Annotated in this window: 29 protein-coding genes; all 29 read left to right on the top strand. The window is 34.8% G+C overall.

Annotated elements, in window-relative coordinates:
* The first annotated feature begins 44 nt into the window (after positions 1 to 44).
* The 29 genes from rpmE (at position 45) to BUB90_RS15180 (ending at position 25335) form a co-directional block, all read left to right on the top strand.
* Positions 45 to 254 carry a 50S ribosomal protein L31 gene (rpmE, locus tag BUB90_RS15320; protein WP_073289311.1) on the top strand — a complete coding sequence of 70 codons (210 nt, stop codon included), beginning with the start codon at positions 45 to 47 and terminating at the stop codon, positions 252 to 254.
* A 153-nt stretch (positions 255 to 407) separates the two neighbouring features.
* Entirely contained in the window at positions 408 to 1616 is a 1209-nt protein-coding gene (locus BUB90_RS15315) for a DUF1385 domain-containing protein (RefSeq protein ID WP_073289310.1), read from the top strand.
* Positions 1617 to 1631: 15 nt separating this feature from the next.
* Complete coding sequence (gene prmC, locus BUB90_RS15310) at positions 1632 to 2480, top strand: peptide chain release factor N(5)-glutamine methyltransferase (protein ID WP_073289309.1); 849 nt, start codon at positions 1632 to 1634, stop codon at positions 2478 to 2480.
* Positions 2481 to 2745: 265 nt separating this feature from the next.
* On the top strand, positions 2746 to 3819 hold the full coding sequence (prfA, locus tag BUB90_RS15305) for a peptide chain release factor 1 (protein ID WP_073289308.1): 1074 nt from the start codon (positions 2746 to 2748) through the stop codon (positions 3817 to 3819).
* A 433-nt stretch (positions 3820 to 4252) separates the two neighbouring features.
* Positions 4253 to 6082: a beta-N-acetylhexosaminidase gene (locus BUB90_RS15300; protein ID WP_073289307.1), complete on the top strand. Its 1830-nt coding sequence runs from the start codon at positions 4253 to 4255 to the stop codon at positions 6080 to 6082.
* 170 nt (positions 6083 to 6252) lie between these two features.
* The gene (locus tag BUB90_RS15295) at positions 6253 to 7107 is read left to right on the top strand and encodes an AraC family transcriptional regulator (RefSeq protein ID WP_073289306.1); all 855 of its coding nucleotides are present in this window, start codon (positions 6253 to 6255) and stop codon (positions 7105 to 7107) included.
* A 2-nt stretch (positions 7108 to 7109) separates the two neighbouring features.
* Positions 7110 to 7574 (top strand): hypothetical protein, encoded by a 465-nt coding sequence (locus tag BUB90_RS15290; protein WP_073289305.1) that lies wholly within the window; start codon positions 7110 to 7112, stop codon positions 7572 to 7574.
* A 241-nt stretch (positions 7575 to 7815) separates the two neighbouring features.
* Entirely contained in the window at positions 7816 to 8346 is a 531-nt protein-coding gene (locus tag BUB90_RS15285) for a dihydrofolate reductase family protein (RefSeq protein ID WP_073289304.1), read from the top strand.
* Positions 8333 to 9214: a metallophosphoesterase gene (locus BUB90_RS15280; RefSeq protein ID WP_242952557.1), complete on the top strand. Its 882-nt coding sequence runs from the start codon at positions 8333 to 8335 to the stop codon at positions 9212 to 9214. Before BUB90_RS15285 ends, BUB90_RS15280 begins: the two co-directional genes overlap by 14 nt.
* Before the next feature lie 50 nt (positions 9215 to 9264).
* A complete protein-coding gene (locus BUB90_RS15275) occupies positions 9265 to 9714 on the top strand; it encodes a GNAT family N-acetyltransferase (RefSeq protein ID WP_073289303.1) in 450 nt (149 codons plus the stop codon).
* A 27-nt stretch (positions 9715 to 9741) separates the two neighbouring features.
* Entirely contained in the window at positions 9742 to 10194 is a 453-nt protein-coding gene (locus BUB90_RS15270; protein ID WP_073289302.1) for a GNAT family N-acetyltransferase, read from the top strand.
* Between the two features lie 117 nt (positions 10195 to 10311).
* The gene (locus BUB90_RS15265) at positions 10312 to 10686 is read left to right on the top strand and encodes a VOC family protein (RefSeq protein WP_073289301.1); all 375 of its coding nucleotides are present in this window, start codon (positions 10312 to 10314) and stop codon (positions 10684 to 10686) included.
* An 82-nt stretch (positions 10687 to 10768) separates the two neighbouring features.
* The gene (locus BUB90_RS15260; RefSeq protein ID WP_073289300.1) at positions 10769 to 11104 is read left to right on the top strand and encodes a hypothetical protein; all 336 of its coding nucleotides are present in this window, start codon (positions 10769 to 10771) and stop codon (positions 11102 to 11104) included.
* Positions 11105 to 11182: 78 nt separating this feature from the next.
* Entirely contained in the window at positions 11183 to 11596 is a 414-nt protein-coding gene (locus BUB90_RS15255) for a helix-turn-helix transcriptional regulator (protein ID WP_073289299.1), read from the top strand.
* Positions 11593 to 12174 carry an ATP-dependent Clp protease proteolytic subunit gene (locus tag BUB90_RS15250; protein ID WP_073289298.1) on the top strand — a complete coding sequence of 194 codons (582 nt, stop codon included), beginning with the start codon at positions 11593 to 11595 and terminating at the stop codon, positions 12172 to 12174. Before BUB90_RS15255 ends, BUB90_RS15250 begins: the two co-directional genes overlap by 4 nt.
* A 168-nt stretch (positions 12175 to 12342) precedes the next feature.
* On the top strand, positions 12343 to 12870 hold the full coding sequence (locus tag BUB90_RS15245; protein ID WP_084139298.1) for a GNAT family N-acetyltransferase: 528 nt from the start codon (positions 12343 to 12345) through the stop codon (positions 12868 to 12870).
* A gap of 139 nt (positions 12871 to 13009) precedes the next feature.
* A complete protein-coding gene (locus BUB90_RS15240) occupies positions 13010 to 13465 on the top strand; it encodes a MarR family winged helix-turn-helix transcriptional regulator (RefSeq protein ID WP_073289296.1) in 456 nt (151 codons plus the stop codon).
* Between the two features lie 16 nt (positions 13466 to 13481).
* Complete coding sequence (locus BUB90_RS15235; protein WP_073289295.1) at positions 13482 to 14807, top strand: MATE family efflux transporter; 1326 nt, start codon at positions 13482 to 13484, stop codon at positions 14805 to 14807.
* Positions 14808 to 14838: 31 nt separating this feature from the next.
* Complete coding sequence (locus BUB90_RS15230) at positions 14839 to 16011, top strand: MalY/PatB family protein (RefSeq protein WP_073289294.1); 1173 nt, start codon at positions 14839 to 14841, stop codon at positions 16009 to 16011.
* Positions 16012 to 16072: 61 nt separating this feature from the next.
* Positions 16073 to 16402 (top strand): divalent cation tolerance protein CutA, encoded by a 330-nt coding sequence (gene cutA, locus BUB90_RS15225; RefSeq protein WP_073289293.1) that lies wholly within the window; start codon positions 16073 to 16075, stop codon positions 16400 to 16402.
* A gap of 248 nt (positions 16403 to 16650) precedes the next feature.
* Positions 16651 to 18027 (top strand): TrkH family potassium uptake protein, encoded by a 1377-nt coding sequence (locus BUB90_RS15220; protein WP_330393802.1) that lies wholly within the window; start codon positions 16651 to 16653, stop codon positions 18025 to 18027.
* A gap of 102 nt (positions 18028 to 18129) precedes the next feature.
* Positions 18130 to 18792 (top strand): potassium channel family protein, encoded by a 663-nt coding sequence (locus BUB90_RS15215; RefSeq protein ID WP_073289334.1) that lies wholly within the window; start codon positions 18130 to 18132, stop codon positions 18790 to 18792.
* A gap of 227 nt (positions 18793 to 19019) precedes the next feature.
* Entirely contained in the window at positions 19020 to 19814 is a 795-nt protein-coding gene (locus BUB90_RS15210; RefSeq protein ID WP_073289291.1) for a TrmH family RNA methyltransferase, read from the top strand.
* A gap of 168 nt (positions 19815 to 19982) precedes the next feature.
* Positions 19983 to 20408: an NfeD family protein gene (locus tag BUB90_RS15205; protein WP_073289290.1), complete on the top strand. Its 426-nt coding sequence runs from the start codon at positions 19983 to 19985 to the stop codon at positions 20406 to 20408.
* 39 nt (positions 20409 to 20447) lie between these two features.
* Positions 20448 to 21377 (top strand): SPFH domain-containing protein, encoded by a 930-nt coding sequence (locus BUB90_RS15200; protein ID WP_170865506.1) that lies wholly within the window; start codon positions 20448 to 20450, stop codon positions 21375 to 21377.
* Between the two features lie 171 nt (positions 21378 to 21548).
* Entirely contained in the window at positions 21549 to 21953 is a 405-nt protein-coding gene (locus BUB90_RS15195) for a hypothetical protein (protein ID WP_073289289.1), read from the top strand.
* Positions 21954 to 21967: 14 nt separating this feature from the next.
* Complete coding sequence (locus tag BUB90_RS15190; RefSeq protein ID WP_073289288.1) at positions 21968 to 23023, top strand: hypothetical protein; 1056 nt, start codon at positions 21968 to 21970, stop codon at positions 23021 to 23023.
* A 43-nt stretch (positions 23024 to 23066) separates the two neighbouring features.
* Positions 23067 to 23945, top strand: a complete 879-nt coding sequence (cdaA, locus tag BUB90_RS15185) for a diadenylate cyclase CdaA (protein ID WP_073289287.1) — start codon at positions 23067 to 23069, stop codon at positions 23943 to 23945.
* On the top strand, positions 23926 to 25335 hold the full coding sequence (locus BUB90_RS15180) for a CdaR family protein (RefSeq protein ID WP_073289286.1): 1410 nt from the start codon (positions 23926 to 23928) through the stop codon (positions 25333 to 25335). Before cdaA ends, BUB90_RS15180 begins: the two co-directional genes overlap by 20 nt.
* Positions 25336 to 25344: the final 9 nt, after the last annotated feature.

The raw sequence follows: 25344 nt of genomic DNA, 5'->3' as shown, positions 1-25344 counted from the left end.
GCAAAATCCAATCTAATATTTAACGATAAGAAGAGGTGAAAAAGATGAGAGAAGGAATCCATCCTAATTATTACCAAGCTAAGGTAGTATGTAACTGTGGTAACGAATTTACAGTAGGTTCAACAAACGACGATATCCACGTTGAAATCTGTTCTAAATGCCATTCATTCTACACTGGACAACAAAAAGCTGTTGCTGCTCATGGAGCAATTGATAAGTTCAACCGTAGATACGGTTTAAAAGAAGAAAACTAGATAGAGAAGTTTTAACTTTCTATTTAAAAAACAGGTTGAGGTTATATAATCTCAACCTATTTTTAAATAGAATTATATATAGTATTACATTCGCATACGAGGTACCCATGTTATGTAGGGGATAACATTACATGAAGCAAATTATGAGGGATCATGATAAGAGAAAGGGAAGGTACGAGAATGAAGTCATCAGGAATTGGTGGACAGGCTGTATTAGAAGGCATCATGATGAAAAATCAGGACGAATATGCAGTGGCTGTTAGAACGCCAAACAATGAAATAATAATTCAGAAGAACAAGTATGTAAGTATTACAAAAAGATATAAAGTGTTGAGAGTTCCGATCATCCGTGGTGTTGCTAATTTCTTAGAATCTATGGTTATTGGAACGAAAACATTAACCTATTCCTCCTCCTTCTTTGAGGACGAGGAAGAAGACAATAAGAAAAAAGATAACGCAGGGAAAAAGAATACCAAAGGTGCAGATTCAAAAGATAGTAAGGCAAATGAGAAAGAAAAGACAGGCGAAGGCTTAATGATGGCTCTTACAATATGTACATCTATTATTCTAGCTGTAGGTATCTTCATGCTATTACCATTTTTTCTGGGTAACTTATTGGCCGGTGTTATTGAATCGTCAGTATGGCTTTCGGTGGTTGAAGGGGTTATTCGTATAGCGATTTTCATTGCATATGTAGGCTTGATTTCGCAGATGAAAGATATCAAACGAGTATTTATGTATCATGGTGCAGAACATAAAACAATTAATTGTATTGAAAACGGTTTAGAGTTAACCGTTGACAATGTACGTTGGCAATCCAAAGAACATAAACGATGTGGAACGAGTTTTTTACTTATCGTTATGATAGTGAGTGTAATTTTCTTTATCTTCATTGATGTAGATTCTATTTGGTTACGTGTACTTTATAGAATCTTACTTGTTCCAGTAATTGCAGGTATATCATACGAATTTATCCGTTTGGCTGGTAGAAGTGACTCGAAGTTAGTACAGGTTTTGAGTAAACCAGGTCTATTAGTACAAGGGCTCACTACAAGAGAACCTGATGATGATATGATAGAAGTGGCGATTAAATCAGTAGAAGCAGTATTTGATTGGAGAACATATCTTAAGGAAAATGCAGATCAATGGAAGGGTAGTAAAAAAGGAGCGGTATTAGAAGAAAAGAATGAAGTGGAAGCAGAAGTTTTAGCAGCTTCTTTAGAAGCTTCAGGAGAAGAGAATTCATTCGAATCAAAGGTTAGTTACGAGGAGGACGAAGAAGATGATGATATTCTTCGTGCCCTAGACCGTTTCTTTGATACTCCTAATGCGAAAATCCTTGAACAGGATAAAGAAGATTAAAAAGAGGTTACGAATATGATTACCTTGGCAGGAGTATTACAAGAAGCTGAGAATCAACTCCTTCAGGCAGGAGTTGAAGAAGCAAAGTTAGATGCATGGTATCTGGCTATGGAATGTTTCGGTATTAGCCGTACAGATTATTATATGAATCCGAATCGTGAGATCGAAGAGGAACAATATGCTAGATTTAAGACAATGATAGAGGCACGTGCAAAACGTATACCGTATCAATACCTGATAAACCAACAAGAGTTTATGGGATTGCAATTTTATGTGAATGAGAATGTATTAATACCCAGACAAGATACAGAAGTGCTTGTTGAGTTAGCGATGAAACAGGCAGACGATGCAGATATATTAGATATGTGTACCGGGTCCGGTTGTATTATCCTTAGTCTAGGTAAGTTATGTAAACCAAAGAGTCTTACTGCAGTGGATATCTCAAGTGAGGCTTTAGAAGTTGCAAAGAAAAATGCTAGAAATCTTGAAGTACCTGTAACTTTTATAGAAAGCAATGTATTTGACAAGGTTACAGGAACATATGATATAATTGTTTCGAATCCACCATATATACCTACCAAGGTAATTGAGGAACTTATGCCAGAAGTGAAAGAGCATGAGCCGATGTTAGCATTAGATGGATTAGAAGACGGATTACATTTCTATCGGATCTTAGCCAAAGAAGCATATAAGTATCTGAGAAAAGATGGATATATCTTTCTGGAAATTGGGCATAATCAGGGGGAAGATGTAAAAAACTTACTCATGGATGCTGGTTTTACGGAAGTTAATATTGTTAAAGATTTGCCTGGCCATGACCGTGTTGTTGTGGGTAAGATACAAGGGGATTTATCTCGGGAATAATTGTCGGGAAATATCCTTTGTAAATTTACTAAATAAATTTTGCTAGCTAAATTACCGTAGTAAAAAGACCTAGTTAATCAGAGAGCTAGCGATAGTTAGGGACTGATATAATAAGAATAATCGTGAACCTGATAATGCGATAGAACATCGTTCTATCGCTAACTTATCGGCAGAAATGAAATGATGTTTTACGCCGTTTGATTTCCTTCCAATAAGTTATATTATAAATTGCTATAAGTTTTAATTTTTTATGGAGGAATACTAGATGTTTGATAAATTAGAAGAATTAGTAAGTCGTTTCCAAGAGATCATGGATGAGCTGAATGAACCAACCGTTACCAATGATCAAGCTAGATTTCGTAAGTTAATGAAAGACCAAGCGGAGCTTGCACCAATCGTTGAGAAGTTTACGGAATACAAGGAGACAAAGCAAGGAATCGAAGATAGTCTTCTTATCCTTTCTGAAGAAAGTGATGAAGAAATGCGCGAGCTTGCAAAAGAAGAGTTAGCAGAATGCAAATCGCGTGTAGAAGAAATCGAGAATGAACTTAAGATTTTACTTCTACCAAAAGACCCTAACGATGATAAGAACGTTATTGTAGAAATCCGTGCAGGTGCAGGTGGTGATGAAGCAGCATTATTCGCAGCTGAAATTTACCGTATGTATGTACACTATGCAGAAACCAAACGTTGGAAGATTGAAACGATGGAATATGAAGAAATTGGTATTGGTGGTATGAAGAGTGTAAGTTTTATGATTTCAGGACAGGGTGCATACTCTGTTATGAAATATGAATCAGGTGTACACCGTGTACAACGTGTTCCAGAAACAGAATCAGGCGGACGTATTCATACTTCTACAATTACAGTAGCTGTTATGCCAGAAGCCGAAGAAGTAGACGTTCAAATCAATGATAATGATATTCGTATCGATGTAATGCGTGCATCAGGTAATGGTGGACAGTGTGTTAATACAACTGACTCTGCAGTACGTTTAACTCACTTCCCTTCAGGAATCGTAGTTTATAGCCAAACTGAAAAATCACAGTTGCAGAATAAAGATAAAGCCTTTGCATTATTACGTGCTAAGTTATATGATATCGAATGTCAGAAAGCACACGATGCAGAAGCAGAAGCAAGAAGAAGCCAGATTGGTACTGGTGATCGTTCTGAAAAAATCAGAACTTATAACTTCCCACAAGGACGTGTAACAGATCACAGAATCAACCTTACTCTTTATAAATTGGATAAAATCATGAATGGGGATATTCAAGAAATTATCGATGCATGTATCGCAGCGGATCAGGCAAGGAAGCTAGCGAATATGCAGGATAACTAGGAGATACTCAAAAGAATAAGGGTATAAAATTTAGATTAAAGATCTGAAATTAGATATAGGAGTGCTCGATATTAGTTTTAATGGCTGATGTTGGGCGCTTTTTACATAGAATTTTAATGATATAATCATAAGTCGAAAGCAAGATTGGGCTTTAATGTATTATTGACATAGATACTTATGAATATTGAAGGTATGGAATCATTTTCACAAATTATTGAGGATATTTTATTAATAGGTTATAATGAAAGTGGAAGTTAGCGGAAGATAACTATGAAAGATACTATGGAACATAAGTCTGGAAGGAACTGAAACAAGCAGAATTATGTATGGACTTACAAAAGGAGGATAGTGTGAATAATCAAGATTTTTCACGCTTAAATTTGTGCCTGCGCCTCAAAGTCCGCAGGTTTTTTAGAAAGGAATGGTTATAAATATGTTACGATTAATACCTAAGGCTCATGACATAACGATAGGAAAAAAGGGAGTTGTATTTACAATTGGTTATCAGTGCCCAATTGTTTATGATGAAGAGTTATCAAACGATTATATGTATTCTATGAGATTATTACAAACACATATTAAGAATTGTCTGGGGTATACAGTCCCTATTTGTAAGGGAAAAAAGGGGCCTCAGCAGATATACATAGAGGTAAGCCAAGATTTATCAGAGGAAGAGTATACTATAGTAATTGAAGAAAATGTAATTTGCATTGTAGGTGGTGACTACGCGGGGGTACTATATGGTATACAAACACTAAGACAAATGATAGATAACTACGGGGCTGTATTGCCTGAAGTAATAATAAAAGATTATCCGGATATGAAGCATAGAGGGTTTTATCACGATGTAACGAGAGGCAGAATACCTACATTGGATTCCCTAAAGGCATTAGCGGACAAATTATCATTCTATAAAATTAATCAATTGCAGTTATATGTAGAGCACAGTTTTTTGTTTCGCGATTTTAGCGAGGTATGGAGAGATGATACTCCTTTGACACCAGAAGAAATTATGGAGTTAGATGTGTATTGCAAGAAACTTAATATTGATTTAGTACCTTCAATTGCAAGTTTTGGTCACCTATACAAAGTACTAAGTACGAAAACGTATGCACATCTATGTGAGTTACCAAACTCGAGTGAAGCACCATTCGCGTTCTTTGACCGTCAACATCATCACACACTTGATGTTAGCAATCCAGAGAGTATGAAACTTGTTATACGCATGTTAGAAGAATATATGCCACTATTCTCATCGAAGTATTTTAACTTATGCGGAGATGAAACCTTTGATTTAGGTAAAGGTAGAAGCAAGGCATTGGCTGACCAAGTTGGAGAGAGACAGATTTATATTGATTTTGTACATAAGATATGTGAATATCTAATTGAAAAAGGTAAGACGCCAATGTTCTGGGGGGATGTAATTTCCGCTTTTCCGTCTGCTATTAAAGAACTTCCGGAAGAAACTATTTGTTTGAATTGGGGGTATGAACCGAATCAAGAAGATACGAATGCGAAACGACTTAAGGAGGCAGGAGCGAAACAGATTCTTTGTCCAGGTGTAATAGGTTGGAATCAATTAGTGAATGCCAGCGCTGATGCATATGAGAATATTAAAAGAATGTGTACCTATGCATATCAATATGATGCAATTGGTGTTCTGAATACAGACTGGGGAGATTATGGTCATGTAAATCACCCTGAGTTTTCAATGGTTGGAATGATATATGGTGCAGCGTTCTCGTGGAACAAAGTGATACCAGGCTTTGAAAGTATTAATGAGGATATATCGTGGATCGAATATAGAGACCAAACGAGAAAATTTGTTTCTATCGTGGAGCAATTATCAAAGCAGACCAAGTTCCCATGGTTCCATATCGTTGGTTATAAGGAAAGGAAGGAGGACAAAATTGGAGATTATGGATCAGAGAAGTTAATTGAGGATATGAATGAATATGATATTTTGGAGGCAAACAAGAAGTTAACGCAGTTGATTGCACAACTTTATGGGATATTAAGTTGTATGGATTCAACAAAAAGACCTTTGGTTAAGGCTTATGTTATTGCGACTGAGGGTATCTCTTTGTGGAATGAGATTTCATTAGCGATAAAGGATAGAAATACGAATTCGGATTTAGCGGCTCGTTTAGAATATTGGTATCACAATTATAAGGAATTATGGCGTGAAAGCTGTAAAGAATCTGAATTATATCGTATTGGCGAAGTAATATTTTGGTATGCAGACCTTTTACGTTCTTTTTAAGTTCCAGTTAAATATAGTAGATTTATTTAGATAGAAAAGTATCTTAGCCAAAGCAATTGAGAAAGATGTATTGTAGGACAGTTTAACTTTTCATTATTACCTCGTAATTTGGTGCAGTAAATGCGAGGAATCATTACTTAAAATACAGTATAGTAGGGGGAGAAGACAATATGGAATGGGTCGAGAGACTAAATAGTGCGATTAATTATATGGAAGAGAATATGAGCGGAGATATTGATATGGAACAAGTAGCGAAGATTGCATGCTGTGGTACCTATCATTTTCAAAGAATGTTTACGTATATGGCTGGTATGCCATTATCGGAATATATAAGAAAAAGGAAGATGTCTCTCGCGGCTGTTGAGTTACAAAGTGATAACAAGAAGGTAATAGATGTATCATTAAAGTATGGCTATGATTCTCCAACGGCGTTTAATCGTGCTTTCAAGAGTGTTCATGGAATTACACCATCACAGGCGAAAGAAGTTGGCATCGTTCTTAAGGCATTCCCTCCTATTAGTTTTCGAGTAATGATTAAAGGAGAACGTGAGATGAATTACAGAATTGAGAAAAAAGAGGCATTTCGTATTATTGGAATATCAATCCCACTGGATAAAGAAATCGAGAAGAACTTTGAGGTTGTTCCGGATATGTGGCAAAAGGCTGCTGTGGATGGAACAATTCAAAAACTTGCAATGAATATGGATTGTGATTTAAAAGGATTACTTGGTGTAAGTGCTTGTAATGACGAAAACGAATGGCGCTATTTTATAGCAGTTGCGTCGAATCAGCAATTAGATGAAGAGTTGGAAGAGTATATCGTTCCAGCAGCTACATGGGCAATATTTGAGGGAGAAGGAATACATTTATCAATTCAGGAATTAGAGAAAAGAATCGTAACAGAATGGCTTCCAAGCTCTGGGTATGAATATGCCAATGCCCCAGACATAGAGGTGTATAGTAATCAAGACCCTCAGAATGCGAAGTATGAAGTTTGGATTCCTGTAGTAAGGAAGGAAAGCTAACTATGGTACATCTCGTGTATTGTGATAATATTGGTAAAAAGGGAGAGAGAGTTTTAGATAAGATTATGGAGGGTATGAAAACCATGGTTGTACGTGGGGCGGCAGGAAGAAAGATTCCTCATAGTCGAGTATTTGAGAATGAGAAGTTATATTTTATGGAAAAAGGGACTGGGGAGATATCTGCGTGTGCTACTGTGAAGAATGTGCATAATTTTGTGAAATTATCAGAAGCGGAAATAATCCAAATATTTGATGAATACCAACCCAAACTAAATCTTTCTGAGAAACAAAGAATTCGTTGGAACAAAAAGTTTTTGTGCCTTGTGGAGTTCGAGAACGTAAAAGAAATAGAACCATTGGAGTTTGATCATCAAGGTAACATGGATGATTGGTTAATTATTGATAAAATAGAGGATGTGTTGGTAGGGACAAGTATTCCGTATAATTATGAAAAGTCGAGATTTTAGCTAAATCATAAGTTATTATATGGTTAAAAATTGTTATTTAATCACAATGAGAAAAGACTTATATCTATCTAAGTATAGACATGGGTCTTTTTGACTATTAAAGAAAATGTTGGAGACTTATATTTCTTATGGTAGTATAAATATTGAATAAGATTTTTATGAAAGCATAAATATCATGTATGAAGAGAAGAATTATGCTATACTATACTATTATTTAATTAGATAGAATGTGAGGTAGGCAGTGAGAAAAGTTATTTTATATATAGCAATGAGTTTAGATGGATTTATTGCCACCGAATCCGGAGATATAGAGTGGCTAAGTGGGCAGGATGCTACAAGTGAAGAGATGGGAAGTTATGAAAATTTTATACAGACTATAGATACGGTTGTTATGGGGTATACAACATATCTTCAAATAACTACAGAATTAGCACCAGGGAATTGGCCTTACAAAGGCATGAAGTCTTACGTATTAACACATAAGAATGTTAAATCAGATGAGGGTATTGTATTTACAGACGAGAATATAAAGCATTTAATTGAGAATATAAAAACGGAGTCAGGTGAAAATATTTGGGTTTGTGGTGGTGCTAATGTGGTGAATCAATTTATGAAAGAAGATTTGATTGATCGATATCATATAACAGTAATACCAACTATATTAGGAAAGGGAATTCGTTTGTTTCATGATAAGAATGAGAGGGTTAAGTTAAAGCTTATATCGAGTGAAAGTAATAATGGAATGATCGATTTAATATATGAGAAAAAATAAAAGAGATATAGCAAATAAGAATAAGAAAATATCAAAATCTGTGAAAGTGCTTTCTACTATAGGTGTTCTTATGTTTGGTACAGTGGCACTATGGCAAGGTTTAACGGTTAAACAATATAATGTCAACAGTGATAAAATAAAGTCACCCGTTAGAATTATGGCGATAACTGATTTGCATAGTACTATATACGGTAGTAAACAGAAGAATTTAATAGAGAAGATACAAACGTACGACCCGGATGTGATTATTTTGGTGGGAGATATTGCGGTAGATAAAGTACCACATAAGGGAACAAAACTACTGTTATCAGCAATTGGAAGGAAGTATCCTTGCTATTATGTGACGGGAAATCATGAATTTTTGTCTGGAGAAGTTACCTACATAAAGGAAATGATTCGGTCATATGGAGTTACAATACTTGAAGGAAATTCATCGCTTATTGAAGTGGACGGACAGCAAATTCGTATAGCGGGTGTGGATGATCCATATGGTTTCAATGGTTACGCATATTATGAAGATGGAATAACGGATGAATGGCGTGAGCAATTTAATAACTGTAATGAGGAAACTGGAGATGGAATCTATTCTATTCTATTGTCACATAGGCCAGAATTAACAGAGATATATAAGAATAGTGGTTTTGATTTAGTAGTTGCAGGTCATGCACATGGAGGTCAGGTGAGAATACCAGGAATATTAAATGGTTTGTTAGCACCGAATCAAGGATTATTTCCTAAATACGCAGGTGGCCTATATGAATTAGAGGATACAACTATGGTTGTAAGTCGTGGATTGAGTAGAAATATAATTCCTCGTGTATTTAATCCACCAGAGATTGTAGTAATTGATTTAGAGCCATTGAAATAGGGGGTATGCAAAAGAATATCTTATGTAAATGTTATAAGGGAGACAATTAGATGAGAATTGAACGAATACTAGGAAATAAGAAGAGGTATATAGAGCTACTTCTCTTAGCAGATGAGCAGGAAAATATGATTGATAAGTATTTAGAAAGAGGAGATATGTTTGCTCTCTTCGAGGAGGATTTAAAGGCAATTTGTGTTGTAACCAAGGAAGGCGACGGTACGTTTGAAATTAAAAATATTGCAACTGAACCTAAGTATCAAGGAAAAGGTTATGGAAAGAAGCTAATTGAACATGTAGTGGAATTCTATGAAGATGAAGGTGATACCTTGCTTGTAGGTACAGGAGATAGTGATCTTACGATACCGTTTTATAAGAGATGTGGATTTGAGGAATCCCATCGTATTAAGAATTTTTTCACAGATAATTATGACCAGCCAATCTATGAGTGTGGGAAGCAGCTTATTGATATGGTATATCTAAAAAGAATTTGTAAGAGATAGAAGTAGAGTATTACTGAGGGGAGAATTATGAAGATTAGAGATTATACCACAAGCGACTGTAAAGAGATTGCAGAGTTATTCTACAATACGGTACATACCATTAATGCAATAGACTATTCAAAAGAGCAATTAGAAGTTTGGGCAACTGGTGAAGTAGATACGGAATCCTGGAATCGTTCTTTCCTTGAGCATTACACATTGGTGGCTGTAGAAGAGGATAAAATTATAGGTTTTGGTGATATCACAGAAGATGGATATCTGGATCGTTTGTATGTACATAAGGATTTTCAGCATAGAGGGGTTGCAACTACAATCTGTGATAGATTAGAAACACATCTATCTACATCAAGGGTAACAACCCATGCATCAATTACGGCAAGACCCTTTTTCGAAAAGAGGGGATATGAGGTAATTAAGGAACAACAGGTCAAAAGAAATGGGATTTTCTTAACAAATTATGTAATGTATAAGAATTTATAATCTTTTAAGGTAGATTTGAAATAGTTACGTTAATTGGGAAGTAGTAAAAAACAATGATTTCGTATATGAATTAAGATTCCATGGTAGGAAAGTAATATAAGATACAGGAGGTATAATATGAATCGAATTATGATGCAAGTCTATACAAAAGATAGTAAAGAAGCGGTGGATACTTATATGAAAGCCTTTGACGCAACATTAGGATTCAACGTAAAAGATGGGGAAGATAATTATTATCATTGTGAACTTGATATCTGTGGGAATACGTTAGCAGTGGCTGAGTTAAATGATGGAATGGAAGAAAGAGTAACAGGTAACACAATGCAGTTTTGCCTTCACTATGGAGAAGGGAAGGAAGGTCAAGTAACAAAGGCTTACGAGATATTAAAAGAAGGTAGTGAAATAATCGTTCCTCTAGGTCTGTGTGATTTTAGTCCTTTGTGTACTGATTTAATTGATAAGTTTGGCGTTAGATGGTGTTTGTTTATATAGAGGTAGAATATAGAACAAACTACTAGGAGTTGAAGTATGTGGGTATAGTAAGAAGATGTAAGATAAGAATATAGGAGGAAAAATGAATATAGAATTCGAACAATTAATTGCAATACATAATGATGAAATTAAGAATATGTTTTGTCAAATAAGTGAGCTAATCAAAGATAGTGTTTCCGTAGAAATCGAGGAAAAACTTTGGGCAAAGTTACCGAGCTTTTACGTTGGGGAGAATTTCGTTAGAATAATTCCTTTTAAAGATCATTTGAATATTGAGGCAAAAGAGATCATTACATATAAATCAGAATTATCTGGTTTTAAAATTACACCAAAAGGAATGTTGCAGATTTTCCTAGGGCAAGAGATTCCACAAGAGATTTTAGGAAAAGTATTTAATAAAACATTACAGTTAGACTAATTATTTTGAAAATAGCATTTTCGGATAAGACTTTTGGAATATCAATGCTTTATTATTAATCCTATAGGAGGTTGTTATATGGATTATACTAGTGTATCGAATATTAAAAAATATATTGAAAAGCATTTTTCAGAGGAGATTAGTCTTAATCTTCTAGCAAAAGAATTCGGATATTCCAAGTATCATTTGAATAGAATGTTCGCTGAAAGTACTGGGAAAACACTATATGCTTACATTATGGAGAGACGTTTGTTTGAGGCAGAATGGCTTTTGTTGAATACAGATACCCCAATTATTGAGATTGCACAGATGATTGGTTATACTTCGCAACAATCCTTCACGAAAGCCTTTGGTCAAAGATTTGAATGTTCACCAGCAAGTTATCGGAATAACCATTATAGAATGACCGAGGCACCGAAAATAAGACAGATCCATTCGCAACCACATAATCCTAATACAATTATTATGAGATGGGAGAGGATGGCAGCGTGAGTTATATACCATACGTGGTTCAACAAACAGGAAATAGCGAGAGAAGTTATGATATCTATTCAAGACTACTTAATGACAGAATTGTATTTCTAGGAGAAGAGGTTACAGATGCAGTAGCGACCTCAATTGTGGCGCAACTATTATATCTTGAATCATTGGATTATAAAAAGGATATCAGCTTATATATTAATAGTCCGGGTGGAAGTATATCTTCGGGGCTAGCAATCTATGATACGATGAATTATTTGAAATGTAATGTTTCAACCATCTGTATTGGAGTAGCGGCAAGTATGGGAGCCTTCTTACTTGCGGGAGGGGCAAAAGGAAAGAGATTTGCTTTACCGAATGCCGAAATCTTGATTCATCAGCCTTCGGGTGGTATCAATGGACCTGCGCAGGCTACGGATATTAATATTGTTGCAAAGCATATTCTTGATACGAAAGAACGAATTAATCGGATTTTATCGCAAAATACAGGTAAAGATATAAAGCAAATAGAAATAGACTGCGAGCGTGATTATTATATGACAGCACTTGAGGCTAAAAGTTATGGTATAGTAGACAATATTATTGAGTAGAGTATATCAAGAAGAGGCTCGCAATAACAAGCTTGCAATAACAAGCTTGGAAGAGTATAGTCTTATGTATCAATGATTAAGGGGTGAGGATGAGTTCAAAGATGAGGGTAGTAAGCCTATTAAATGAACGGTTTGAATAAGTAACAGATTAAGATAAGAGGTATCATAATGAATATAAAAGAATTAACAATAGAAGAGATGAATCGAGAGTTATTCAATCATTTTGTACGTCGTCAGGAAGTTACAAGATGCTATAGAAAGATTGATGGAGAATGGGTAATTAAAGATGATCCTTTCATTGATGAATGGTCCGAAGAAGAGTATCAGATACTAGTTGACTGTCTAAAGAATACTATAACAACGAGAGGAGTTGTTTATGGGGCATTCGTAGATGGAAAACTTAAAGGGTTTACTTCTGTGGAATCACAATTATTCGGAATCAATAAGGAATATCTTGACTTATCTAGTATTCACGTTTCGCAGGATATGCGAGGAAGTGGGCTGGGACGTAAGTTATTCCGATTAGCAGCGGATTGGGCGAAGAGTCATGGTGCCAAGAAGCTATATATATCAGCACATTCAGCGGTAGAAACTCAGGAATTCTATAAGTCGATGGGTTGCGTTGAAGCGGTGGAATATAATCCTAAACATGTGGAACAAGAGCCCTGTGATTGTCAATTAGAGTGTATACTTTAGGGAAATTTAATAATGAAAGCTAGGAAGGAGACTTGACAGTCTCCTTTCTTTTTAGTAGATTGGTTAAGTAATAATAGTTATATTTGCTAAACTAATTTAATAACTACTAAGAAGTATGCATGTTAGAATGGAGAAAAGTATGGATTTAAAGAAGATGGTAAATCAATTCTATCTAGATATGGTCATTAATGAATTACAGCTAGCTAATTACAATCATTATCAGCATGTGACATATAATAGTCTTTTGTATCTGGACATAATAGCGTATAAAGAAAAATGTACAGTGAGTTATATTGCAGAGGTGTTACACGTTGCTAAATCTGCAGTAACCTTGAAGATTAAGGAATTAGAAAAGCTTGGTCTTGTTGTAAAGAAGCAAAGTCAACAAGACAAACGAGTATATTATCTATATGTAAATGAGAAACTTTTAGAGGAGTATAAAGCATATGACCGTGTACTTTATGCAGCATTAGATGAGATTCAAGTTAAATATTCAAAGGAAGATGTAGAGAATCTATGTGATATGCTTGGAACCATTAACAGACACTTTCAGGAAGAGCAAATTAGAGTTAAGCAAGCAAGGATAGACAAATAAGAGTGAGGTCATAGAAATGAATACATTTGAGAAAAAGATAACACCAGGTTTCCTATTAAAATTCACGTTACCTAGTGTAATTATGATGGTTTTCAATTCCTTCTATACCATGGTAGATGGGGGATTTGTATCAAACTTTGTAGGGACAACAGCATTGTCAGCAGTTAATATCTCTTATCCACTGATAAGTTTAGTATTTGCTATTGGCATAATGCTTGCAAGTGGTGGAAGTGCGGTAGTTGCAAAACAGATGGGGGAAGGAAAACAGTTAAAAGCGAAGCAGAGTTATACCTTCATTGTAACGTGCGGTGTTGTATTAGGTATTGTTATCGCTTTTATAGGTTTGTTCTTTACCAAAGAAATTTCTTTATTATTAGGTGCTAATGATGCTATTTATGAATACTGCTATGATTATATTTTATATATTAGCATATTTATACCGTTCGCAATTCTTCAAGTGCTTTTCCAGTTCTTTTTTGTTACCGCTGGAAGACCAAACTTAGGCTTAATAGTAACGGTTATTGGTGGTGCAGCAAATATTTTTCTTGATTATCTATTTATGGGGCCTATGGAACTGGGAATTAAGGGAGCAGCAGTTGCTACTGGAATTGGATTTATGATTCCAGCTGTGATTGGGTTGATTTGGTTTGCGAAGAAGGAAGATCGTATATTATGTTTTACAAAGCCAAAGTTTGATGGCAAGGTACTTATAAGAACTTGTACGAACGGCTCATCGGAGATGGTATCCAACTTAGCTGTTGCAGTTACAACATTTCTTTTTAATAAATTGATGATGAGATATGTAGGGGAAGATGGCGTGGCGGCATTAACCATCGTGTTATATGCGCAGTTCTTATTTACAGCAGTTTTCCTTGGATATACATCAGGTATAGCACCTCTATTCAGTTACAATTATGGTGCACAGGACGAAAAAAGACTTAAAAAATTATTTAAACTAAGTATTATATTCATAACTATTTGCTCTATATTGGCATACGCATTCTCCTTGCTATTAGCAAAGCCAGTGGTAGGATTGTTCTCTGAGCCAAATAGTACGGTTTATAATCTGGCTATTCATGGTATGGATTTGTTTGGTATCAGCTTTTTATTCATGGGATTCAATATTTTTGCTTCTGGATTGTTTACATCGTTTTCTAATGGTTTAATATCTGCTTTACTATCATTCCTTAGAACTTTCGTATTTATTATACTAGCAATTATGTTTTTACCAAAGTTATTAAACGTAGATGGTATTTGGCTATCAATTCCTTTAGCAGAATTAGTTGCATTATTTGTTTCTTTGGGATATATGATAAGGTACAAAAAGATATATCAGTATTAATCTCAATTGTCTAATTGGAGGAGTATGAAAGGTGAATAAGCAAAATGATTTTGATATAATTTATAACAGAATAGGTACAGAAAGTATAAAATGGGATGATCTACCAAGAGAGGTGAGTCAGGGGCAATTGAATGCGATGTGGATCGCAGATATGGAATTCGCAACACCTACGTGTATTATTAACGCAATGATGCAACGGTTGCAACATCCGATCTTCGGATATATTAGTAATTCAAAACGCTTCTTTGATGCAATTGCACATTGGCATAGAACAAGATATCAGATTGTAGGAGTAACAGAGGACGTAGTTTCATATCAGAACTCTGTGCTTGGAGGAGTGACTACCGCTATATATACGTTTACACAGGAGAAAGAGAGCGTTTTGATTCATGCGCCGGCTTATGGTGGTTTCATACGTGCTTTACAAGCAACCAATAGAAATATAGTCCTTAGCGAATTAAAACAAGATGGAGATAGTACCTTTATAATGGACTTTGAGGATATGAAGGAAAAGGTTGTAGATAACAATATACGATGCCTAATTCTGTGTTCTCCTCATAACCCGACTGGACGTGTATGGACAAGGGAAGAACTTGAATCCCTGGCAATGTTTTGTGAAGAGCATCAAATCAATATAATTTCGGACGAGATATGGGCTGATTTTACGTTCCGTGGTCATTCACATATACCATTACAAAGTGTAAATGCGTATATGAAGCAACATACGATTGCCTGCTATGCACCGACTAAGACTTTCAACCTAGGTGGATTACAAGTTGCATATTCTATAATCTATAATAATTCATTAATGGAAGCATATAGAAAAATAAGTGAACAAAGTCATTATAATCTATTGAATGCCCTATCACTTGAAGCACTTGTTGCAGGATATCAAGAGGGAGCTGATTGGGTAGATAATCTTTGCCATTACGTTGAAGAGAATGTTGACTATGCTTACACCTATATCAGAGAGAAATTACCAGAGATTAAGGTAATAAAACCTCAGGGTACGTATCTTTTATGGTTAAATCTTAAGAGTTATGGAGCAGATTTTGTCCATATTCTCGAATTACTGGCAAGTAAAGGCCTTGTGCCTGATGATGGGCGCAAATATGGTGTGGACAATTTTATCCGTCTGAATCTAGCTTGCCCTCGAGAAATGGTAAAACTAGCAATGAAGCAACTTGAGGAATCGTTACGATAACAATAACTTAAGGAACTTTGCAAACGTAATAGGAAGAAAAAAAAGAATAAGGAGTAACGATATGCAGTTTGAACATTTTAAATTAGAAATCTTCATACCAGAAACGCATCTAGAAATATTACAAAAAGCATTAATGGAAGTGGATGCTGGTCATATTGGGAATTATGATTGTTGTTTATCCTATAGTAAAGTAATTGGTTGTTGGCGTCCTCTAGATGGAACAACACCGTATATTGGATCTGTGGGTGAGATAAGCGCAGAACCTGAATTGAAAGTTGAAGTATGCTGTAAAGCAAATAGATTGCAAGAAACGAAATCGGCAGTTAAGAAGGTTCATCCATATGAAGAACCAGTAATTAATGTAATACCGTTATATGAAACAGGATTATAGCGAAATCTAAACACTAAGCTTATTGCATTCTCATGATAAGAGAGTTATAATAATTGATAAAACTGCAAACCATTAGTATAGATAACTATATTGATAGTTTGCAGTTTTATGCAATAGGAAAACGGGTTCTATTACATAAAATTGCTCCACTATGGCTGTGCACTCACTTGAGAAAATAATACAGTAGTGGTAGAATGTCTTACTAAGGGCAAAAAACTTACTTATGCCCTTGATGGTTGGAGGAAATGATGAAAGAAAAATTAATGAAGATTAAGTTCTCGACGACCCAAATGATCGTATTTGGTTTCTTGGCAGCAATACTAATTGGAACTGCACTTTTAATGCTACCGTTTGCGACCAAACCAGGAGAGACTACGACCTTAATCGATGCAATGTTCACGGCAACAACATCAATTTGTGTTACTGGATTGGTTACTGTTAATACACTATCACATTGGACAACATTTGGTCATGTGGTAATACTTATTCTGATTCAATTTGGTGGACTTGGTGTTGTAACATTTACAACAACAATATTATTGATGATGAGAAAACGTATTACATTGCGAGAGAGATTGTTAATTCAAGAAGCTTATAACCTAGATACATTAAGAGGCCTAGTACGCCTTACCATTAAAATTATGAAAGGTACGTTTGTGGTAGAGGGTATTGGGGCTTTATTATATAGTATTGAATTCATTCCTAAGTATGGATTCATATCTGGAATAGGAAGAGCAATATTTAACGCTATATCAGCATTCTGTAATGCCGGTATGGATATTCTAGGAGATAATAGTTTGGCAGAATACGTGTCTAATCCATTGATTAATTTTACGACAATGGCTCTTATAATTCTAGGTGGTATTGGATTCCCCGTTTGGTGGGATGTTTTAACCAAATTAAGAAAATCTTTTAAAGATAAATTCAATCTCAAATCTTTTGCACGTAGTCTTAGACTACATACAAAGATTGCAGTTGGTACAACAGTTATATTAATCGTTTTTGGTACGGTTGCGATTTTCGTTATGGAGTATCATAATAAAGGTACAATAGGAAATCTGAGTTTTGGACAAAAAATTATGGCATCTATGTTTCAATCTGTTACTACAAGAACGGCAGGTTTCTTAACGGTTCCACAGGAGAATTTATCAAGTGACTCAGCATTTATTTCAATTATTCTGATGTTCATTGGTGGGTCGCCATCAGGTACAGCAGGTGGTATTAAGACAGTAACGTTTGCTATGATCTTCTTGGCAGCTTTCTCTATAATTAGAGGTAAGCAAGATGTTGAACTTTGTAGAAGAAAGATTGCAGATTTCTATATTAAGAAAGCGCTTGCTGTTATTTTAGTAAGTGCATCTGTATTATTTGTTTCAACCATATTTCTTTCAGTTGTTGAGGGAGGTGATTTCCTTGATATTCTGTTTGAAACAACGTCTGCATTAGCAACTGTAGGTTTATCAAGAAACTTAACTCCATCACTCAGTACGCTAGGTAAATTTATAGTTATAGTAACAATGTATCTTGGACGTATTGGACCTATGTCGATGGCGTTAGCTTTCAATTCAAGAGGTGTAAAAGAGAATTCAAGACATTTACCAGGGGAGAATATATCAGTAGGTTAGTAGATAAACTTAAAAATAGGTTGTCAATTAGACAAGTAGTGTAGCAAATCGCGGATATCCGCGTGATTTAGATAAATGTGTCAGAAGGGCATGGTGGATAGAATGACGAATAAAGAATTTGTTGTATTTGGATTAGGTAGATTTGGAAAGAGTGTTGCAACTACATTAGCAGATAGTGGTTGTGAGGTATTAGTAGTCGATGACAATGAAGATAAAATTCAAGAGATGGCTGACATTGTAACATACGCGGTAAAAGCCAATGTTACAGATGTTGATACGATGGAGACTTTAGGAATTAGTAATTTTGATGGTGCTATTGTAGCAATCGGTGAAAATCTAGAAGCAAGTGTTATGGTTACCATTTTAGCGAAGGAACTTGGAATTCCGTATGTTTTAGCAAAAGCACAAAATGACTTACATGCTAAGATTTTGAAGAAGGTTGGAGCAGATATGGTTGTATTCCCAGAAAAGGAAACGGGAATACGAATTGCAAACAAATTATTATTAGGTAATTTCTTTGATGCAGTGGAACTTTCATCTACATTCAGTATGATGGAGATTGAGGCATTAACAGAGTGGAATGGACATAGTCTAAGAGAATTAAACCTACGTGCCAAATATAAAGTTAATGTAATTGGTATTAAGAAAAATGGTGTATTAGATATTAATACTGATGCAGATTCGCCAGTTTCTAAGAATGATATTCTTGTTATGATCGGTAAGAATGAAACATTGAATAAACTTGCAAGTATGCACAGCAAATAGTAAGGAGAAATAGACAATTACGAAACTCTTCTCCGTGTATAAAGCATACCTGTGTTTTAAGGCTGTCTACTACAATTTACTTAAAATTGAGTGGCTTACACATACAATAAAGAACATAGTATGTATAAGCCCACACAATTCAGCAAATAGTAACGACAGACATAAAACACATTGGTATATCTTTATACACTATGAAGAGTTTCGTTATTGTCTTGTAAGGAGAAAGTATGATTACCAGCTCAAGTAATAGTCAGATTAAGAATCTGATTGCACTTTTGAAGAAAGCAAAGACTAGGAACAGTCAGATGGAATTCGTGATTGAAGGTATTAAGATGTTTGAAGAGACGGATTCTAGTAATTTGGTTAAGGCCTACGTAACAGAAAGTTTTTATCGAGACAGATTGCAAGAAAATCCTGCATATTTTGATTCATTTGCTTATGAAATTGTAGCGGATAAGGTATTATGTGATGCAGCAGATACTACTACACCACAGGGAATACTAGCGATTGTGAAGCAACCAACATATAACTACCAGGAATTAATTACACATGACGAAGCAAACTTATTATTACTTGAAGATGTTCGTGATCCAGGCAACATGGGCACAATAATACGTACCGCAGAAGGTGCTGGTATAACTGGAGTTATTATTAGCAAGGAATCCGTGGATATCTTTAATCCAAAAGTAGTTCGTTCTACAATGGGGGCATTATATCGAATGCCATTTGTCTATGTTGAAGATTTTGTGGGGGCATTAGAAGAGATGAAACAACAAGGAATTACAATCTATGCATCTCATCTTGCGGCTAAGAACTATTATGATGAAGAAGAATATACGAATAAAACTGGAATTATCATTGGCAATGAAGCAAATGGAATCTCTGAGGAAGCAAGTAAGGTGGCAACACGTTTGATTAAGATTCCGATGGAAGGAAAAGTAGAATCCCTGAATGCAGGTGTAGCGGCTTCTATACTTATGTATGAAGTTTATCGTCAAAAGCGAAACAAAATTAGAAATTGATTAAAAATAAAATATATCCATATTAAAAATGCGGAAAACAGCCTGTTTTTCGTATTTTTGCTACTAAGGATGTATTGTAATTAGTGGAAGTATAAAGTAAAATAGATATAACGTGTGGAGGAGGAAGGAATCAATTTCCGCATAAAGAATGTAGAAAGGGGATAAGATATGGAATCTTTTTACTGGTTGATAGCAGTAGCGGTATTATTAATTATTGAAATCACTACATTGGGATTAACAACAATCTGGTTTGCAGGTGGAGCGTTAATAGCATTCCTTGCATCCATATTAGGGGCCAGCTACTTAATACAATTTATACTCTTTGTTGTAGTTTCGGTGATTCTTTTGTGCTTTACGAGACCGCTCGCTTTGCGATATTTTAATAATCATAGAGCAAGAACCAATTATGAGAGCATCATTGGACAGACTGCAAAGGTTACATCAACAATTGATAATTTCAATCAAGCTGGTTCTGCAAATGTGGGAGGACAGGAATGGACAGCAAGAGCAGAACGAGATGATGATATTATTGAACCAGGAACACTGGTAAAGATTATTGCAATTAAGGGTGTTAAATTAATTGTAACAAGGTAACTATTAAAATAGAATGTTAATGAATGGAGGAAGGAAAATATGGATACTTGGCAATTGATTGGTATGGGATTTATAGTTATTATTTTAATCATCCTTGCATCTTGTGTCAAAATCGTACCACAAGCGCATGCATATGTTTTAGAAAGATTAGGTGGATATCAGGGAACTTGGAATGTAGGTGTACATTTTAAAGTACCGTTTATTGATCGTGTAGCTAAGAAAATAGTATTAAAGGAACAAGTTGTTGATTTTGCACCTCAACCTGTAATTACGAAGGATAATGTTACAATGAGAATTGATACCGTTGTATTTTTCCAGATAACGGATCCTAAATTATTCGCATATGGTGTTGAAAACCCAATTATGGCTATTGAGAATTTGACAGCTACAACATTAAGAAATATTATTGGTGATCTAGAACTTGATCAAACACTTACATCAAGAGAGATTATTAATACAAAGATGCGTGTATCACTTGATACAGCAACCGATCCTTGGGGTATCAAAGTTAATCGAGTGGAACTTAAGAACATAATTCCACCAGCAGCTATTCAAGACGCGATGGAGAAACAGATGAAAGCAGAGCGTGAACGTAGAGAGGCAATTCTTAGGGCTGAAGGTGAGAAGAAATCCACTGTTCTTGTTGCTGAAGGAAAGAAAGAATCTGCAATACTTGAAGCACAGGGTGAGAAAGAAGCTGCAATTCTACGTGCAGAAGCTAAGAAAGAAGCAACAATTCGTGAAGCTGAAGGTCAAGCTCAAGCAATTGTTGCTGTACAGCAGGCTAACGCAGATGGTATTCGTTTCTTGAATGAGGCAAAACCTGGTAATGCAGTGCTTCAATTAAAGAGTTTAGAAGCATTTGAAAAAGCTGCAGATGGTAAAGCAACTAAAATTATCATTCCTTCAGAAATTCAAGGAATTGCAGGTCTTGTAAAGAGTGTTGTTGAGATTGGGAAAGAAAATTAAGCGGATATATAGATAATGAAAAGGTAATGATTCTAAGGAGCAATGTATATTAGAATCGTTACCTTTTTAACTGTGTACAAGGCTTCAGAATAAAGAGTTCTAAAAATAGTGCTCGAAATCGGACATCCTTTGTGGTATAATGTTTTTGTATATTTTATTGGAGGTGAATCGATGCTTGACAATAATAAAATAAAATTAATGACTAAGCTTGCTATATACGAGAAAAACGAAGGACAAGAAGATGTAAAATTAAGTAAATACTATAAGACGGATTTTCTCAGATACCAGATAATTAAGACTGTTGTAAGTGTAACTATATCCTATCTTTTGGTGTTATTAGTTGTAGCCTTCTATCGATCAGAGTATCTTATTCAGAAAGCTGTAGAACTAGACTACAAAGCAATAGGTACCAAAGTGTTAGGGATCTACATTATACTTCTGGTTATCTATTTATTTGGTACTATTGTTGGGTATTCATTCAAATTTGATTCATCAAGAAAAAGACTTTTTAAATATAGGAAAAACCTTAAGAAACTTCGTCAATATTACCGTAACGAAGAGAATGAACTGAAATAGGGAGAGTATAATATATGATGAGTTTACTCGTTTTGAAAGAAAGACTAATAACAATATATCAAAAAATCGATGTGTATGCAAAACCAGTGATTCGATTCTTTATGGCACTTGTATTGTTTATGGTAATTAATAGCTCATATGGTTATGATTCACGTTTTAAAAGTATACCAGTTGTGTTATTATTATCATTATTCTGTGCGTTTTTACCAATACCAATAATGATAATAATTGCGGCCGCAATATCTTTTTTCCATTTTTATTTTGTATCGAAGATATTATCGATTTTAGTTGTGGTTGTATTCCTAATTCTGTATCTGCTATTTGCTCGATTTACGCCAAAGCAAGGGTACGTGTTGGTATTAATGCCGATATGCTTTATTCTAAATATACCTTATGTACTACCAATCTTATTAGGTGTTATAGCAACCCCTATATCAATAATACCTGTTACCTGTGGAGTATTCCTTTATTTTTTCATTGCTATAGTGAAGCAAGCGGCACAGATAACAGTAACCTTAAGTGTTGAAGATACATTACAAGTCTATACTTATGTTATAGATAGTTTGAAATCGAATAAAGAAATGATATTAACGATAGCTATTTTTGCTATTGTAATGTTAATCACTTATATAATTCGTACAAGAAAGATAGATCATGCCTTTGATATTGCAATTGCAGCTGGTGTTGTTGTGAATATTTTGGTATTCTTGATTGGCGATTTACGTTTAGATATCCAAGATAAAATAGTAACTTTAGTAATAGGTTCACTTATCTCGGGTGTACTTGTCTATGTCATACAGTTTTTCCGTCTAACATTAGATTATACGGCTGTTGAATATGTGCAATTTCAAGATGATGATTATTATTACTACGTAAAAGCGGTACCAAAGATGAAAATTACGGTACCACAAAAGAACATTACCAAGATTAATGAGAAAAAAGTTACAGCTGATAGTGTTAATATTAAAGAACTTGTAAAGAATGAGTTATATGACGATTATGATGATCAAGATGATATATCAAATTACGATGAATTTGATGAATATATAGATGAAGATAAGAAGAGATAACGTATAGATTTTGTTGAAAATATGAGGCAAAGGTGCGAAGTAAATGGAGACAATCAAGAGTTTTGTTAATGATTATTTGGTATGGCTATCAATTCCAAAGTTAACACTAACCGATATTTTAGAGATATTAATATTGGCTTTTTTAATCTACCATATTGTTAATTGGATAAAGAGCACTAGAGCATGGATGCTAGTAAAGGGGATTATCGTACTTTGCATTTTCAGTCTTATTGCCTCGATTTTGAATTTTAATGTAATTCTTTGGATTATATCAAAAACAATTAATGTTGGTATTATTGCAGTTGTTATATTATTCCAGCCTGAACTTAGGAAAGCATTAGAACAATTAGGAAGAAAGAATATAGTATCTTCTTTCATTACTTTCGATGATCAAAAGGAGAAGAATGAACGATTCTCTGATAAGACGATATCGGAAATCGTCAGAGCAACGTTTGAGTTATCAAAGACAAAGACAGGTGCGCTAATGGTTATAGAACAAAATATAGTCTTAAGCGAATACGAAAGAACTGGTATTAATATTGATTCAGCAATAAGTAGCCAGCTATTAATTAATATTTTTGAACATAACACACCACTTCATGATGGGGCAGTTTTAATCCGAGGAAATCGAATCGTTGCGGCAACTTGTTATCTACCATTATCAGACAATATGGAACTAAGTAAAGATTTGGGTACAAGACATAGAGCTGGAGTAGGTATCAGTGAAGTTTCTGATAGTTTAACAATTACCGTTTCTGAAGAAACAGGTAAAGTATCGATCGCAATTGGTGGTGTTTTAATCCGTAATGTAGATGGTGATTATCTAAAGAATAAATTACAGTCATTACAAAGGAGATCTGGGGAAACGAAAAAAATAAAATTATGGAGGGGAAGACTAAAGAATGAAAAGAAAATGGACTAAAAATTTAGGACTAAAAATTTTATCTTTGGGTCTTGCCGCACTTATATGGTTTATTATCGTAAATATTGATGATCCTGCAATATCAAGAACATTTCGTTTATCGGTAGAGAAGCGGAATGAAGATGTAATTGCTAGTCAAGGAATGTGTTACGAGGTATTAGAAGGTGATGCTGTTACGATTACAGTTAAGGGTAAGAGAAGTGTTGTCGAGGCATTAACAACATCGGATTTTAGTGCATATGCAGACCTATCTAAACTATCAAGATGGAATGCTGTACCGATTAAAGTAGAGCTAACAAAATACCTAACTGAATCTGATACACCGAGTATAACAATTGGTTCAGTGGATACCTTAATTGTTTCACTTGAAGAGACAGAGACGAAGCAATTTAAAGTTAGCGTCGTCAAGAAGGGAACAGTTGAAGAGGGGTATTGTATAGGTGAATTAAAGACAAAACCAAATATAATACAAGTTACTGGAGCGAAATCACAGATTAGTAAGATTGATGAAGTGAAAGTTGAGATTGATGTATCCAATGCTTCAGAGAATTTTACAACTAGTGGAGTACCAAAGGTATATGATGCAGATGGAAAAGAAATTAACTCTTCCAAGATGACGTTCAGTACAACAGAGGTTAAAGTTGTTGGTACGTTGTTGAATACTAAAACAATACCAGTAGATATAGAGATTCAAGGAAATCCATTACATGGATACCGTTATATTAGTACAGAATATGAACCTAAGAGTGTTACAATCGCTGGAGATAGGAAAGCATTAAGTACAGTTAGTAAGATTGTTATACCTATTGACATATCTGGACAATATGAGGATATTGAGACAGAGATTAATCTAGAGAATTATTTACCGGATGGAGTTATTCTTGAGGAAGAAAGTCTTTCTGTGATGGTCAATATCGTTATTGAGAAGTTACAGATCAAAGATTTCACTTTCGATACGAAGGACATTCAATTTAAGGATTTGAATGATCAATTGAAGTTCAATTATATAAACGATACTACATCAACTGAATTGGTTATTAAGATTATGGGTAGAGAAGAAGACCTTAAGAATCTTAAGATAAGTGATTTGAATCCATATATTGATCTGAAAGGAAAGAATAAACCAGGTAGTTATGTTATCGAAGTGCAATTTGCTACTATTGAAGGAATTGTTATCTTGAATAAACCAACGGTTTCAATTGAATTAACAGCGGAGACGGATAACGAAACTGAAGATGGAAACCAAGGTGGAAGTAGCGATACAAAACCAGATATTGATGTGGATAATAACAATGGAACGAATGACAATAACACGGAGACTTCCGGCGGTACAGATACTAATGAAGAGGAAGATAATAAAGAAGTATCTAATGCTGAAGATAATGAATGATGGAATTGT

The sequence above is a fragment of the Anaerosporobacter mobilis DSM 15930 genome (genome assembly GCF_900142955.1).
Classification (GTDB): domain Bacteria; phylum Bacillota; class Clostridia; order Lachnospirales; family Lachnospiraceae; genus Anaerosporobacter; species Anaerosporobacter mobilis.
The sequence above is the reverse complement of the archived record's forward strand: the minus strand, read 5'-3'. Positions and strand labels throughout refer to the sequence as shown.